Annotated in this window: 12 protein-coding genes; 1 reads left to right on the forward strand and 11 read right to left on the reverse strand. The window is 74.1% G+C overall.

Annotated features, from left to right (window positions below; translation table 11 throughout):
• Window positions 1–186: 186 nt before the first annotated feature.
• From ACGF1Z_RS29340 to ACGF1Z_RS29360, 5 genes are all read right to left on the reverse strand, one after another.
• Window positions 187–861 (reverse strand): LuxR C-terminal-related transcriptional regulator, encoded by a 675-nt coding sequence (locus tag ACGF1Z_RS29340; RefSeq protein ID WP_393009032.1) that lies wholly within the window; start codon window positions 859–861, stop codon window positions 187–189.
• A gap of 185 nt (window positions 862–1,046) precedes the next feature.
• Window positions 1,047–2,876 (reverse strand): PQQ-binding-like beta-propeller repeat protein, encoded by a 1,830-nt coding sequence (locus ACGF1Z_RS29345; RefSeq protein ID WP_393009033.1) that lies wholly within the window; start codon window positions 2,874–2,876, stop codon window positions 1,047–1,049.
• A gap of 49 nt (window positions 2,877–2,925) precedes the next feature.
• Window positions 2,926–4,770, reverse strand: coding sequence for a PQQ-binding-like beta-propeller repeat protein (locus tag ACGF1Z_RS29350; RefSeq protein WP_393009034.1), 1,845 nt, complete (start codon window positions 4,768–4,770; stop codon window positions 2,926–2,928).
• 134 nt (window positions 4,771–4,904) lie between these two features.
• Window positions 4,905–6,701, reverse strand: a complete 1,797-nt coding sequence (locus tag ACGF1Z_RS29355; RefSeq protein ID WP_393009035.1) for an ABC-F family ATP-binding cassette domain-containing protein — start codon at window positions 6,699–6,701, stop codon at window positions 4,905–4,907.
• A gap of 454 nt (window positions 6,702–7,155) precedes the next feature.
• Complete coding sequence (locus ACGF1Z_RS29360; RefSeq protein WP_393009036.1) at window positions 7,156–8,439, reverse strand: acyltransferase; 1,284 nt, start codon at window positions 8,437–8,439, stop codon at window positions 7,156–7,158.
• Between the two features lie 240 nt (window positions 8,440–8,679).
• Between ACGF1Z_RS29360 and ACGF1Z_RS29365 the strand changes: the two genes are divergently transcribed.
• The gene (locus tag ACGF1Z_RS29365) at window positions 8,680–9,651 is read left to right on the forward strand and encodes a hypothetical protein (protein ID WP_393009037.1); all 972 of its coding nucleotides are present in this window, start codon (window positions 8,680–8,682) and stop codon (window positions 9,649–9,651) included.
• A 30-nt stretch (window positions 9,652–9,681) separates the two neighbouring features.
• On the opposite strand, the gene ACGF1Z_RS29370 is transcribed toward ACGF1Z_RS29365, so the two are convergent.
• The 6 genes from ACGF1Z_RS29370 to rsmI form a co-directional block, all read right to left on the reverse strand.
• Window positions 9,682–10,575 (reverse strand): 4-(cytidine 5'-diphospho)-2-C-methyl-D-erythritol kinase, encoded by an 894-nt coding sequence (locus ACGF1Z_RS29370; RefSeq protein ID WP_393009038.1) that lies wholly within the window; start codon window positions 10,573–10,575, stop codon window positions 9,682–9,684.
• Window positions 10,572–11,456, reverse strand: a complete 885-nt coding sequence (gene rsmA, locus ACGF1Z_RS29375) for a 16S rRNA (adenine(1518)-N(6)/adenine(1519)-N(6))-dimethyltransferase RsmA (RefSeq protein WP_393009039.1) — start codon at window positions 11,454–11,456, stop codon at window positions 10,572–10,574. Before rsmA ends, ACGF1Z_RS29370 begins: the two co-directional genes overlap by 4 nt.
• A gap of 40 nt (window positions 11,457–11,496) precedes the next feature.
• Entirely contained in the window at window positions 11,497–12,654 is a 1,158-nt protein-coding gene (locus ACGF1Z_RS29380) for a ubiquitin-like domain-containing protein (protein WP_393009040.1), read from the reverse strand.
• A gap of 72 nt (window positions 12,655–12,726) precedes the next feature.
• Complete coding sequence (locus tag ACGF1Z_RS29385) at window positions 12,727–13,596, reverse strand: TatD family hydrolase (protein ID WP_393009041.1); 870 nt, start codon at window positions 13,594–13,596, stop codon at window positions 12,727–12,729.
• A gap of 64 nt (window positions 13,597–13,660) precedes the next feature.
• Window positions 13,661–14,092 carry a hypothetical protein gene (locus ACGF1Z_RS29390; RefSeq protein WP_393009042.1) on the reverse strand — a complete coding sequence of 144 codons (432 nt, stop codon included), beginning with the start codon at window positions 14,090–14,092 and terminating at the stop codon, window positions 13,661–13,663.
• A 139-nt stretch (window positions 14,093–14,231) separates the two neighbouring features.
• Entirely contained in the window at window positions 14,232–15,119 is an 888-nt protein-coding gene (rsmI, locus tag ACGF1Z_RS29395) for a 16S rRNA (cytidine(1402)-2'-O)-methyltransferase (RefSeq protein WP_393009043.1), read from the reverse strand.
• Window positions 15,120–15,134: the final 15 nt, after the last annotated feature.

The raw sequence follows: 15,134 nt of genomic DNA on the forward strand, positions 1-15,134 counted from the left end.
CACGCCCCCGTAAGAACCACACCGGCCCGCCCCGCCCCGCCCGGGCACGCCGGTCCGCCCCGGGCCGCCGCCGCGCGGAGACCACCCGGCGGCCGCCGCCGCGCGGGACCGCCCGGCCGGCACGGGGGAACCGGCACCACGGACGGCCACCCCGTACGAGCCCCGGACCGGCGCAACCCGCCCCCTCTACGCCCGCTGGACGGGCACGCGGTCGAGAAGTCCCGTACGGGCCGCCAGCGCCGCCGCCTCCAGGCGCGAGCCGACCCCCAGCTTCATCAGCACCCGCTGCACGTGCGTGCGCGCCGTGCTCGGCGCGATCGCCATCCCCGCGGCGATCAGCCGGGTGCCCTCCCCCTCCGCCACCCGGACCAGGACCTCCGCCTCCCGCGGCGTCAGCAGCCGCAGCAGCCGCTGCGCCTCGTCGTCCGGCTGGGCCGCCGGGTTCAGCAGTTCGGCGAAGGCGCTCTGGATGAGCTGCGGCGCGACCGCCGCCTCGCCCGCCCGCGCCTTCACGAGCGCGCGCTCCACCCCCTCGATCCGCTCGTCGTGCCGGACGTACCCGGAGGCACCGGCCGCGAAGGCCGCCGCGATACCGCGCGGCGAGGGCACCGGCCCCAGCACCACGACCGCCACCTGCGGCCGCTCCCGCTTGATCCGCACGACCGGGTCGAAGGTGCCCGGCTCGGCGGGCGCCGAGGTACCGAGCAGACAGACCTCCGGTGCGCGGCTCACCACCAGCTCCGCGGCCCCGGCCACCGGCGCGGCCGCGGCGAGCACCCGGTGCCCGCGCAGCTTCAGCGCCGAGGCCAGCGCCTCCGCGTGCAGTCGGTGGTCGTCGACCACCATGAGCCGAACGCCCATCGATCCTCCCCCATCCCCTTGCGCGGGCCGGCCGTCCCCGGCCACCCTGCTGCCCGGCAAGCTACACACTCCCCCGCCCCGCTTTGCCCCAATCGCGGCGACCGGTCCCGTCCGGAACACACGGAAGGGGCCCCTCCGTGAGCGGAGGGGCCCCTTCCAGGGCTCTCGGGGAGCCGGCCGCGACGTCAGCCGGCCGTCGAGAAGGCCACGGCCAGGTACTTCTTGTCGTACAGGGAGGTGCTGGCCTTGGTCTTGCTGATGAGCGTGTCCGCGATGAACAGGCGCCCGCCGCCGTAGCGGAACTCGGCGCCGATCGAGCTGAAGCTCGTCTCGGCGGTCCGGGTCGCCTTGTCCGACGGGTTCTCCATGAGCAGCGTCGGCTTCATCGTGCCGCCGTCGATGGAGACGACCTGCCCGCCCTTGTCGTAGGGCGGCCACTTGTACGCGATGAGGTTGCCGCCGTCCATGCGCAGCGGGAGCAGGGTGTAGCGGTCGCCCGCGTCCGTCTTCTCCGGCACCATCCGCCCGTCGGCGAGGTCGAAGGCGACGATCTCGTTGGTCTCGTCGCCGTACTCGCCGGTGCTGCCCTCGTGCTCCTCGGTCGGCAGGTAGAGCCGTCCGTTGCCGACGAGGACCTGGGTGCAGCCCTCGACCCTGGTGGAGCGGCAGCGCGGCGCGTAGCGCTTGGAGTCCGCCGTGATCTTCGCCTTCAGCTTCCCGGTCTTCTCGTCGATGGAGAAGAAGTCCGAGACGCCGCTGCCGTCGTCGGCGGCGTCGTTGACGTCCGCCGCCACGACCAGCGGCTTGGTGGACACGACCGCCGCGAAGTCGACGCCCTTGGGCATCCTGTACTGCGAGACCGGCTGACCGCTCAGCGGGTTCAGGGTCTGGACGGTGACCGTCGGGTCGTCGTACGAGCCGCACTTGCGGACCGCGACGAGGCCGCCCTCGCCGCCGCCGTACCCCAGGTCCTCGCAGTCCCCGGCGTTGGCCTGCGGCTTCCAGCGCGGGTTGCCGTTGGCCAGGTCGAAGGCCGCGCCGCCGTCGAGGCCGCCGGCCGCGACGGTCTGGCCGTGCAGGGTGACCTCCGAGAAGGACACCTTCTTGTCGCCGGCGGTGCCGCCGGTGATCGAGGTCTGCCACACCAGCTTGCCGGTGCCGAGGTCGAGCAGGCCGACCTCGGTGCACGGCTGGAAGAAGCGCGGCGCGACCCGCTTGGTGGCCTCGAAGAGGATCGGCACCTTGAAGTCGGCCGTCATGTGGCGCGAGGCGCCGCAGACCTGGCCGGTCAGCGGCAGGGTCCACAGGGGCGAGCCCTTGTCCAGGTCGTAGCCGACCACCGAGTTGACGCCCGTCTTCACGTACGCCTTGTCGGTGATCCACGAACCGGATACGTCGGTGACGTCCGGCACGGTCGGCAGCGGCAGCTGGAAGGCCGCCTTGGCGTTGGTGTCGGCCGGAACCTTCTCCTTGCCGCCCCCGCCGAGACCGCCCGCACCGCCGTCCTTGCCGCCGCTGGTGGCGCCGGAGCTGCCCTTCGCGTTCGGCTCCTCGTCACCGCCGCCCGAGTTGGCGTACCAGAGGCCGCCGCCGACGAGCAGCACGACGGCCACGGCCGCCGCGATGACGATCTGCAGCTGGGCGGACAGCTTCCTGCCGCCGGGTGCACCGGGCCCGGGCTGCTGCGGCACCTGCGGGTACTGCGGCTGCGTCGGGTAGCCGTACGGCGGCTGGACCGGCTGCTGCGGCTGCGTCGGGTAGCCGTACTGCGGGGGCTGCTCCTGCTGCGGCTGCGTCGGGTAGCCGTAGGGCGGCTGGGCCGGCGGCTGCTCCTGCTGCGGGTATCCGTACGGCTGCTGCTGGGGCTGCTGCGGATAGCCGTACGGCGGCTGGGCCGGCGGCTGCTGCGGCGGGGGCGTCGGCGCGCCGAACCCGCCCGGCGGGGGGTCCTGCGGCGCGCCGAAACCGCCCGGGGGCGGCCCCGGGGGCTGGTTGGGCGGTGGCGGCTGCGTCATGACGTGGGTTCCTCGGGGGGTTCGGTGGACGGACGGGACGGGCGGGGCGTCACTTGCCGTAGGCCATCATCGTCTTGGTCTCCTTCTCCGCCTTGTCGTTGGAGGCGGAGACCCGGCCGGCCGCGATCACGAACGTGCCGTTGGAGTAGGCGTAACCGGCGCTGTAGAAGGAGCTCTCCAGGTCGGTGACCGCCGCCTGGTGCTGCAGGAGCACCTTCGGGGCGCCGCCCGCGGGGGCGATGGTCGCGACCGCGCCGCCCGTGTCGTAGCGGGGCTCGATGTAGACCAGCACCTCGGAGCCCTCCATGCGCAGCGGCTTCATCTGCTGCTCACCGGGCGCCTTGGAACGCCACTTGGCCTTGCCGGTGTTGAGGTCGAAGGCGACGACCTCGTTGGGCGTGCCGTACTGGGTGTCGGTCGCCATGTAGAAGGTGTTCTGGTCGGCGGCGACCCCGGTGCAGCCCTGGAGGTTCTTGCCGAAGACGACGAAGGAGCCGCCGCAGCGCGGGGCGAACTTGTCCTTGCCGCCCTGGATCTGCGAGCGCTCCTTGCCGGCGGCCGTGAGCGAGAAGATCGCCCACTTCTTCTCCTCGCGCTGCGTCGCGGAGACGACCAGCGGGTCGACCGAGTAGATCCGGTCCACCTCCCAGTTGGTCTGCAGCTTGAAGGTCCACTTGGGCTTGCCGGTGTTCGGGTCGACCTCGCTGACCGCGTGCGACTCCTTGCTCACGTCGCCCGAGGGGCACTTGGAGGCGGCGATCAGCTTGCTGCCGCCCGCGTAGGCGTAGGGCTTGCAGCCGCTGGTGGGCGAGGTGAAGAGCTGCCTGCCGTCGGCCACCGAGAAGCCGTACGCGGAGCTGGAGCCGGACGCCGTCACCGTGTTGCCGCTGATGGCGAGCGTGTTGTCGGAGAAGGCGAAGAGGCCGGTCGGCTTGGGGATGGACTTCTTCCAGCCCGCCTTGCCGGTCTTGAGGTCGACCTGCTGCATCTCCAGGCACTTGGCCTTGTCGCCCGCGGTGTCCTTGTAGGCGAAGACCATGAGGCCGTCCGCGTTCGGGGCCGGCGGGGCGGCGCACAGCTCGTAGGGAACGTCGATGTGCCACTTGGCGGAGCCGTCGGCGAGGCTGTAGCCGTCGATGCCCTTGTACATGGCCTTGACGACCGTGTCGCCGACGATCCACGGGCCGTACACGTCGGCGCCGTTCCTGGGCAGGTCGGTGTTGTTGGCGAGCAGCCAGTTGATCTTCGCCTCGCCGCTCTTGCGGCCGGCGTTGAGGTCCTCGGGACCGCCCTCGTCGCCGTCGCCCTTGCCGTCGCCCTTGTCGACGGACTCGGTCGGCTTCGGACCGGTGGGGGCGGAGCTGGTCGGCTGGGCGACCGGGTCCTTCTCGTCACCGCTGCCGAGGACGGCCCAGGTGCCGCCGCCGATCACGAGCAGCGCGGCGGCGACCGCGGCGACGACGAGGCCGGGCTTGCCCTTGAAGGGGTTCTTGCCGCCGCCCGTGGGGGGCGGCGGCTGCATCGCCGTCGGGTAACCGCCGTAAGGGTTCTGCTGACCGTACGGACCGGGCTGCTGGCCGTACTGCCCCGGCTGCTGGCCGTAGGGTCCGGGCTGCTGGGCGTACGGGCCGGGCGCCTGCTGCGGATAGCCGTACGGGCCCGGCTGCTGCGGGGCCTGCTGCGGATAGCCGTAGGGACCGGGCTGGGCCGGCGGGGCGGCCTGCGGCGGCTGCTGCGGGGCGGCCTGCGGCGGCGCCTGGGGCGGGACCGGAGGGGCCTGGGGCGGCACGGGCGGGGCCTGCGGCGGCACCGGCGGGACGTTCTGACCCGCGTTCGGGTTCGGGTCCGGAGCACCGAAGCCCCCCGGCGGCTGGTTGCTGGGCGGCTGGGTCATCAGCGCTTCCCCCTTGATGTGAGCGGGTTTTCTTTCTACCACCCACGGCATGGCGAAAAAGCGACCGGTCCCTCCCTTGTACCCAAGGGAGAACCGGCCCGTGATGCCCTCGTTATGCGTCCTCTACGACATCTCTACGCGTCCTCGGCCAGTTCCAGCCACCGCATCTCCAACTCCTCGCGTTCACCGGCGAGTCCCCTGAGCTCCGCGTCCAGCTTCGCGACCTTCTCGAAGTCCGTGGCGTTGTCGGCGATCTGGGCGTGCAGCCTGGCCTCCTTCTCGGAGAGCTTGTCGAGCTGTCGCTCGACCTTCTGCAGTTCCTTCTTCGCGGCGCGCGCGTCGGCGGCGGACTTCTCCCTGACCGGGGCGGCCGCGGTCGCGGGCATCGCCTCGGCGATCATCCTCTGCCGCCGCTCCAGGTACTCGTCGATGCCGCGCGGCAGCATGCGCAGGGTCTTGTCGCCGAGCAGCGCCAGGGTGCGGTCGGTGGTGCGCTCGATGAAGAAGCGGTCGTGGGAGATGACGACCATCGAGCCGGGCCAGCCGTCGAGCAGGTCCTCCAGCTGGGTGAGGGTCTCGATGTCGAGGTCGTTGGTGGGCTCGTCGAGGAAGAGCACGTTGGGCTCGTCCATGAGCAGGCGCAGGAGCTGCAGACGGCGGCGCTCGCCACCGGACAGGTCACCGACCGGCGTCCACTGCTTCTCCTTGGAGAAGCCGAACTGCTCGCAGAGCTGTCCGGCCGTCATCTCGCGGCCCTTGCCGAGGTCGACCCGGTCACGGATCTGCTGCACGGCCTCCAGGACGCGCAGTTCGGCGGGGAGCTCGGTGACGTCCTGGGAGAGGTAGGCGAGCCGCACGGTCTTGCCGACGACGATCCGCCCGGCGGCGGGCTGCGTCTCCCCCTCGGAGAAGGCGGCGTCGGCGAGGGCGCGCAGCAGCGAGGTCTTGCCGGCGCCGTTGACGCCGACCAGGCCGACGCGGTCGCCCGGACCGAGCTGCCAGGTGAGGTGCTTGAGCAGTTCCTTGGGCCCGGCGGTGACGGACACGTCCTCCAGGTCGAAGACCGTCTTGCCGAGCCGGGCGTTGGCGAACTTCATCAGCTCGCTGGTGTCGCGGGGCTCCGGCACGTCCGCGATGAGCGCGTTGGCGGCCTCGATGCGGAAGCGCGGCTTGGACGTCCGGGCCGGGGCGCCGCGGCGCAGCCAGGCGAGCTCCTTGCGGACCAGGTTCTGCCGCTTGACCTCTTCGGTGGCGGCGATCCGCTCGCGCTCGGCGCGGGCGAAGACGTAGTCGGAGTAGCCGCCCTCGTACTCGTAGACGGAGCCGCGCTGCACGTCCCACATGCGGGTGCAGACCTGGTCGAGGAACCAGCGGTCGTGGGTGACGCAGACGAGCGCGGAGCGCCGGTTCTGCAGGTGCTGGGCGAGCCAGGCGATGCCCTCGACGTCGAGGTGGTTGGTGGGCTCGTCGAGGACGATCAGGTCCTGGTCCTCGATGAGCAGCTTGGCGAGCGCGATGCGCCGCCGCTCGCCGCCGGAGAGCGGGCCGATCACGGTGTCGAGGCCGTTCTCGAAGCCGGGCAGGTCGAGGCCGCCGAAGAGCCCGGTGAGCACGTCGCGGATCTTGGCGCTGCCGGCCCACTCGTGGTCGGCCATGACGCCGATGACCTCGTGCCGGACGGTGGCCTTCGGGTCGAGCGAGTCGTGCTGGGTGAGCACGCCGAGCCGCAGGCCGCCGCTGTGCGTGATGCGCCCGGTGTCGGCCTCCTCCAGCTTGGCGAGCATGCGGACGAGGGTGGTCTTGCCGTCGCCGTTCCGGCCGACGACGCCGATCCGGTCCCCTTCGGAGACGCCGAGCGAGACCCCGTCGAGCAGCGCGCGGGTGCCGTACACCTTGCTGACGGACTCGACATTGACCAGGTTGACGGCCATTTCACTCCTGTACGGGGCTCTGCGCGATCGACGTCCCAGGGTACGTCGCCCGGGAGGCCGGGCCGTCCGGGCGAGCAGGCCGGGGGCCGGGGTCCGGGCCGGGGGCCGGGGGCCGGGCCGGGGGCCGGGGGCCGGGCCGGGGGCCGGGGGCCGGGCCGGGGGCCGGGGGCCGGGCCGGGGGCCGGGGGCCGGGCCGGGGGCCGGGGCCGGGGGCCGGTGCCGTGGGCGTCGCCCCCGCGGCCCGGGGAGGGAGCGGGTCGGCACCGGGGCCGCGGCGTCCGCCTTCCGCGTCTCGGCGAGCCCCCTGGCGACCGGGCGCCGCCCTCCCGCCTCCGGAGCTGCGGCCCGGGGGAGGGAGCGGGTCGGCACCGGGGCCGCGGCGTCCGGCCGCGCCTTCGGCCGGGGCCGCGGGCCCCTCCCGGCGGCGTCGGGGGCCCGCCTCCGGGCCCGGGGCTCAGGCCCGGCCCGCCCGCTCCACGAGGAACCAGCCCGCGAGGGCCGTCGCGACCGCGGCCGGGGCGGTCACCCGGACCGCGATCAGGGTCGCGGTGTGCCCCTCCAGGAGGCCGCCGAAGCCGGTCATCGACAGCCCGAGGACACCGAGCAGGGCGAGCGTGATGCCGAGCGCGGCGAGCGGCCCGCCGGTGTCGCTCGCCGGGACGGCCGGCACCGGTTGCTCGAAGCGGCGGAAGACGCCGACCAGCACCGCGGTGAGAGCGGCCGCGGCGGCGATGCGCAGCGGGACCTGGGCCCACCAGGCGCCCGTCGCGGGCTCCGGGAGCCGCACGCCGAGGGCGAGCAGCGCCCCGTACACACCGAGCATCGCCGTCAGGTGCCACAGGAACGCGGTCATCGCGATCCCGTTCGCGGCGACGACCCCGCGCCACACCCGCGCCCGGGCGGTGAACCGCGCGCCGGGGCCCTTCAGGAGCTCGACCGCGCCGACCAGCCACAGGCCGTGACAGAGCAGGGCCAGCGTCGGCGGGGCCATGTTCGAGACCCGCTCCCCGGGCATGCCGACCATGGACAGCGGATACGGCCCGAGGGCCACCAGCAGCGCCGCGCCGGCGAGACCCGCGCCGGCGAGGACGGCCGGGCGGCGGATCATGCCGTCGGCGCGCAGGAAGCCGAGCTGGTGGACCGCCAGCCAGACGAGGGCGAAGTTCAGGAACTCGACGTAGGGCACCCCGGCGGCGAAGCGCAGCACGTCCACCAGGACCGCGCCCGTCACCAGCCCGCCGAACGCGCCCCACCCGTACCGCCCGTGGAGCCTGAGCAGCGGCGGGGTGAGGGCCACCATCGCCAGGTAGATCCCGATGAACCACAGCGGCTGGGTGACCAGCCGCAGCGCGACCCCGGTCAGTCCGCCGTCGGCACCCAGCAGTTGGACGGTGAGCGCGAGCGCGCCCCACACCCCGACGAAGACCATGGTGGGCCGCAGCAGGCGCTGGAGCCGGGCCCGCAGGAACGCCGCGTACTGCGGGCGGGAGCGGTGCGCGAGGGCGTGCGAGAAGCCGCCGACGAAGAAGAAGACCGGCATGACCTGCAGCGCCCAGGTCAGGACCTGGAGTCCGGGCACGACGGCGAGGAGGTTCCCGACCCCGCCGTCGGCCGTGACGGCCGCCATCAGCCAGTGTCCGAGCACGACGACCGCGAGCGAGGCGACCCGCAGCAGGTCGACGTAGCGGTCCCGGGTCGCCGGTGTCGCGGCAGCGAGGTCACGCGCGCTGATTCCCATACGGGCACGGTGCCGGTCCGCCCACGGCCGCCGGCAGCGCTCGGATACTCACCTCGCGCCTGAGTACGGCCCGCGGGCGGGCGTCCGCGCGGGCACCGGTCCGTGCCCGCGGCCGCGCCGGGGGTGCGGATGGCGGCCCCGGTGCGCCCGCGCGGGCGACCCCGCGGCCCCGGCTGCCGGGATGCCCGGCCTTCGGTCCCGCATCGTCGACTCGTACCGCACCCCCCACGAGGAGAGTCCATGCCCCGTCTCCCCCGCCTGGCCGCCGCCGTCGCGGCCGGCGCCGCCTTCACCGTGCTCGCCACGGGAACCGCGGTGTCCGCCGGCGACCCCACCGTGTCGGACCCGCGCGTCGTCGCCCACTTCGACTTCGCCGCCGGCCGGACGCCCGAGAACATCGCGCTCGAACCCGACGGTTCGGCCGACCTCACCTTCGCCTACGCCCACCAGGTCGCCCGCGTCGACGGGAACGGCACCACCCGGATCCTCGCCACCCTGCCCGCCGTGGCGAACCCGCGGACGCCCAACATCGGCGCCGCCATCGCCACCGGCATCGCCCGCGCCCACGACGGCACCCTCTACGTCGCCTACGCCACCGGCACGGCCGAGACCGGCATCTGGCGCGTCTCCCCCGGCGGTGAGCCCGAGCAGATCGCTCAGCTGCCGGCCGACGGGCTGCCCAACGGCATCGCGCTCGACGAGAAGTGCGACCGGATCTACGTCGCCGACTCGGTGCGCGGTGTGGTGTGGAGCGTGCCGCTCGCCACCGGGGTCCCCGCCGTCTGGGCCTCCGGGGCGGCACTGGAGCCGACCGCGGAGCTCCCCTTCGGCGCCAACGGCCTCAAGGTGCACAACGGGGCCGTCTGGGTGTCCAACACGGGACAGGGGACGCTGCTGCGGATCCCGGTCGGCCGGCACGACGGGGCCGCCGGGCCGGCCGAGACCAGGGCGACCGGGCTCACCATCGACGACTTCGCCTTCACCGGGCACGGTGACACGGTCCTCGCCGCCCTGGTGCTGGAGAACAAGCTGGAGCTGGTCCGCCCGGACGGCAGCCACCGGACCGTCCTCACGGCGGCGGACGGGCTCGACAACCCGACCTCGGTGGCCGTGCACGCCAAGCAGGTCCAGGTGCCGAGCGCGGCCTACTTCACCCCGTCGGCCCCGGACCCGAACCTGCTGCTCGCCCGGATCTCCAAGAACAAGGACTGACGGGATCCGGCCGGGCGACCCGGGCGGGTCTCAGAGGATCGTCGCCCCGGCCGCCGGGGAGGTCGCCACCCGCGCCGTCCGGCAGGTGCCGGAGGCGGTCAGGGCCGCCGCGACCACCTCGGCGGCCTCGGCGTCCTTCACCAGGAACGCGGTCGTCGGCCCCGAACCGGAGACGAGGGAGGCCAGCGCACCGGCCTCGGTGCCCGCCGCGAGGGTCGCGGCCAGCGAGGGCCGCAGGGACAGCGCGGCCGGCTGGAGGTCATTGGCGAGGGCGCCGGCGAGCGCGGTGGCGTCGCCGGTGCGCAGGGCGTCGAGCAGGGCGGGCGAGGCGACCGGCTCGGGCACGTCCAGACCCTCGTTGAGGCGGTCGAACTCGCCGTAGACCGCCGGGGTCGACAGACCGCCGTCGGCCACCGCGAACACCCAGTGGAAGGCGCCGCCGACCGGCAGCCCGGTCAGCCGCTCGCCGCGCCCGACGCCGAGGGCGGCGCCGCCGACCAGGCTGAAGGGCACGTCGCTGCCCAGCTCGGCACAGATCTCCAGGAGTTCGGCGCGCGAGGAGTTCAGCCCCCACAGCGCGTCGCAGGCGAGCAGGGCGCCCGCCCCGTCGGCGCTGCCGCCGGCCATGCCGCCGGCGACCGGGATGTCCTTGGCGATGTGCAGGTGCACGTCGGGGGCGATGCCGTGCCGGGCGGCGAGCAGTTCGGCGGCCCGCGCGGCCAGGTTGGTGCGGTCGAGGGGCACCTTGTCGGCGTCGGGCCCCTCGCAGGTGACGGTCAGCCCTGCGGCGGGGGTCGCGGTGACCTCGTCGTGGAGCGAGACGGCGAGGAAGACGTTGGCCAGGTCGTGGAAGCCGTCGGGCCGGGCGCCGCCGACCGCGAGCTGCACGTTGACCTTGGCGGGGACGCGTACGGTCACGCTCACTGCGCGACCTCCGGCTTGTTCTCGGCGATCCGCGCGAACTCCTCCACCGTCAGCGCCTCGCCGCGGGCCTGCGGCGAGATCCCGGCGGCCACCAGGGCCGCCTCCGCCGCCGCGGGCGAGCCCGCCCAGGTGGCGAGGGCGGCGCGCAGGGTCTTGCGGCGCTGGGCGAAGGCCGCGTCGACGACCGCGAAGACCTGGTCCTTGCTCGCGGTGGTCCGCAGCGGCTCGGTGCGGCGGACGAGGGACACGAGCCCGGAGTCGACGTTGGGCGCGGGCCAGAAGACGTTGCGGCCGATGGAGCCGGCCCGCTTGACCTGCGCGTACCAGTTGGCCTTCACCGAGGGCACGCCGTAGACCTTGTTGCCCGGCCCGGCGGCGAGCCGGTCGGCGACCTCGGCCTGCACCATGACGAGGGTCCGCTCGATGCTCGGGAAGCGGTCCAGCATGTGCAGCAGCACCGGCACGGCGACGTTGTACGGCAGGTTCGCCACGAGCGCCGTGGGCGGCGGGCCGGGGAGCTCCTGGACGTGCATGGCGTCGGAGTGGACCAGCGCGAAGCGGTCCTTCCTCCGCGGCATGCGCGCGGCGACGGTCGAGGGCAGCGCCGCGGCGAGGACGTCGTCGATCTCGACGGCCGTCACACGGTCCGCGGCCTCCAGGAGCGCGAGGGTGAGGGAGCCGAGCCCGGGGCCCACCTCCACCACCACGTCGTCGGGGCGCACCTCGGCCGTGCGGACGATCCGCCGCACGGTGTTGGCGTCGATGACGAAGTTCTGGCCCTTCTGCTTCGTGGGGCGGACGCCGAGGGCGGCGGCCAGCTCACGGATGTCGGCGGGGCCGAGGAGGGCGTCGGGGCTGTCGGGGCCGGTGGTGGTGCTCACCGGTACAGCCTACGGGGCGCCCGTACGCCCGGCCTACGCCTCACCGGTGCAGCCGGCCGCCGCAGTGGGGCCACGGGCTCGCCCCGCGCGCCACGTAGAGCTTCTTCGCCCGGAAGGTCTGCTCCGCGGCGGGCGCGTTCTGGGCGACGCCGCTGCCGCCGAGGGCGCGCCAGGTGCCGGGGTCGAACTGGTAGAGCCCGCCGTAGGTGCCCGAGGGGTCGACGGCGTCCGGGCGGCCGCCCGACTCGCAGGCGGCGAGCGCGCCCCAGTTCAGGCCGTCGGCGCCGGCGACCGAGCGGGGCAGGGGGCGGGTGCCGACCCGGACCTTCTGCGGCACGGGCTCGCGGACGGTCTCCTCGCCGACCCGGCGCGGCCGCTGCCGGACGCCGTTGACGGTGCGCAGGGTGTACGTGACCCGGCGGACGCCCGGCACGCCGCGCTGCTCGACCAGCTCGGTGCCGGCGAAGAGCTCCGGGTCGCGGGTCCGCTCGACGGCGAAGGGCACGGGCTCCTCGCGGATCTCCCGGGTGCCGGTGATCCGCAGGATCGTGACCGTCTGGCCGTCGCGCGGGAAGGAGTCGAGCGGCACGGAGGTGGTGTCCTGGCCCGCGAGGGTGAGGCCGGCCTGCCGCAGGGCCTCGCGGACGGTGGCCGCGTTCGTGCGGACGGCCAGCTCGCGCCCGTCGGCCAGGAAGGTGAGGGCCCGCTCGGTGCGGACGTCGAGGGCGAGGCCCTGCCGGGAGATGGGCGCCGAACGGGAGGCCGACAGGTAGGCGCCCTCGGCGCGCACGCCGAGCTGGCGCAGGGCCCCGTCGACGGTGCGGGCCGTGGTCCACACCTGGCGGCGGCGGCCGTCGAGGGTGAGGGAGACGGGCCGGCCGTAGCGGACGACGACCTCGTCGCCGGTGGCGAGGCCGGTGTCGGGCGCGGGGGCGACGAGGTCGTGCTCGCCGACCGCCAGGCCCTCGTCGGCGAGGAGTTCGCCGATGTCGTCGGCGAAGGTGTGCAGGGTGCGCGGGACGCCGTCGACGGACAGCCGGACGGTCTTGTCGTCGACGACGAAGGCGCTGGTGCCGCCGGCGAGGAAGGCGACGACGAGGGCCTGCGGGACGATCCGCCGCAGCCCCTCGGCCGCGGACGGGCTCGCCTTGCGGCGCCGGGCGGCCCGGCGAGCCCCGGATCGGTGCGAAGTGCTCACGAGGCCGGGACCCTAGCCCCGCGCGGAGTCACTCTCCACGACGACCCGGCTACCCGGCGTAACCGTTATGGATCAGTAATCGAAGGCCCGGGCCGTGTTGACGGCGATGGCCCCGGCGAGCTCCTGCTCCGTGGTCCCGCGGACCGCGGCCATCGCCCGGACGGTGACCGGGATCAGGTACGGGGCGTTGGGGCGGCCGCGGTAGGGCGCGGGGGTGAGGAAGGGGGCGTCGGTCTCGACGAGGACGAGTTCCAGCGGGGCGACGGCGAGGGCGTCGCGCAGCGGCTGGGCGTTCTTGAAGGTGACGTTGCCGGCGAAGGACATGTAGTAGCCCTTGGCGGCGCAGATCTCGGCCATCGCGGCGTCGCCGGAGTAGCAGTGGAAGACGGTCCGCTCCGGCGCGCCCTCCTCGTCGAGGATCCGCAGGACGTCGGCGTGGGCCTCGCGGTCGTGGATGACGAGGGCCTTGCCGTGCCGCTTGGCGATCTCGATGTGGGCGCGGAAGGAACGCTCCTGCGCGGCCATGCCCTCGGGACCGGTCCGGAAGTGGTCGAGGCCGGTCTCGCCGACGGCGCGGACGTACGGCAGGCCGGCCAGCCGGTCGATCTCGGCGAGGGCGTCGTCGAGCGCGCCGTCACCGCCCGCGTCCCGGGCGCCCTGGCGGGACCAGCCGTCGGGGTCGCCGAGGACGATCCGGGGCGCCTCGTTGGGGTGCAGGGCCACGGCCGCGTGCACGTTGTCGTGGCGGGCGGCGGTCTCGGCGGCCCACTGCGAGCCCTTGATGTCGCAGCCGACCTGGACGACCGTCGTCACACCGACCGCGGCGGCCTTGGTGAGGGCCTCCTCGACGGTGCCGGACTGCATGTCGAGATGGGTGTGCGAATCGGCGACCTCGACGAGCAGGGGCTCGGGCAGCGGCGGCGGGGCGTCCTTGGAACTCATGGCCCCGATCGTACGAGGGCCATGAGCCCCACCGCCAAGCCTCACCCGCTGCCGGGGAGGCGGCTCACCTGCGGTTGCGGAAAGGATGCAGGAGGTCGGAGAGGTGCCAGTGGTGGGGTACCGGCGGGGCCTCCTCGCCGCCCGCCGCGGCGTCCTCGGTCAGTTCCTGGCCGATGGGTCCGGCGATGGACACCGGCCTGGTCGCCCTGGCCCCGCGACTGTGCCGCTCGGTCGCGGCCACCGTGTCCAGCACCGAGGACACCTGCCCGGCGCGCATGATCCGCACGACGTGGCTGCTGCAGTTCATGCAGGTGGGCCGGGACAGCGGGGACGGCACCCGGGCACCGTCGGCCTTGTAGACGACGTACTCGTGGCCGTGGGGGTCCACGTGGTGCTCTATGTCGTACGCCTGCTCCCAGCCGTAACCGCATCTCATACAGGCAAAGGCGTACGCCTCGTGTGCGACGGGCGTCCCGGTGCCGGTGATCTCACTCATTCCAGCTCCTCTCCACTGAACCAGTGGACGCCTTTTCCGGCCGGAACGCATCAGCTCCGGAAGAACCATGGACGCTCTTTGGCGCTTCCTTGCCCAAAAGGCCTTCGAGCAGGCCCGTCACCGGGTTCCGCTTTGCCTTTCAGATTAGTCCTTTACCGTTTCCGGGGCCTGGGGCCGCCGCATTCTTTGCCGCCACGACGGCATCGAACACCTCGCGCTTGGGAAGCCCGGCCTCGGCGGCGACCGCGGCGATGGCCTCCTTGCGCCGCTCCCCCGCCTCCTCGCGCACCCGCACCCTGCGCACCAGCTCCTCGGCGTCGAGCTCGGCGGGCCCGGTCTCGGGCGCCCCCTCGACGACGACCGTGATCTCACCGCGGACGCCCTCGGCGGCCCAGGCGGCGAGCTCGCCCAGCGGGCCGCGCTTGACCTCCTCGTACGTCTTGGTCAGCTCGCGGCAGACGGCGGCCCGGCGCTCGGCGCCGAAGACCTCGGCCATCGCGGCGAGGGTGTCGTCGAGCCGGTGCGGGGCCTCGAAGTAGACGAGGGTGCGCCGCTCGCCCCCGACCTCGCGGAGCCGGGCGAGCCGCTCGCCCGCCTTGCGGGGCAGGAAGCCCTCGAAGCAGAAGCGGTCGACGGGCAGCCCGGACAGGGCCAGCGCGGTGAGCACGGCGGACGGGCCGGGCACGGCGGTGACCTTGACGTCCTGCTCGACGGCGGCGGCGACCAGGCGGTAGCCGGGGTCGGAGACGGACGGCATGCCGGCGTCGGTGACCAGCAGCACCCGCGCCCCGCCGACGAGCGCCTCGACCAGTTCGGGGGTGCGGGCGGACTCGTTGCCCTCGAAGTACGACACCACCCGGCCCCGGGTGTGCACCCCGAGCGCGCGGGTCAGTCCGCGCAGCCTTCGGGTGTCCTCGGCGGCCACGATGTCCGCGTTCTCCAGTTCGGTGGCGAGCCGGGGCGGGGCGTCCGCGATGTCACCGATGGGGGTCCCTGCGAGTACCAGCGTTCCTGTCACACGGGTCATCCTCCCAGCCCGGAC

The sequence above is a fragment of the Streptomyces sp. NPDC048018 genome, from assembly GCF_043202995.1.
GTDB lineage: Bacteria > Actinomycetota > Actinomycetes > Streptomycetales > Streptomycetaceae > Streptomyces.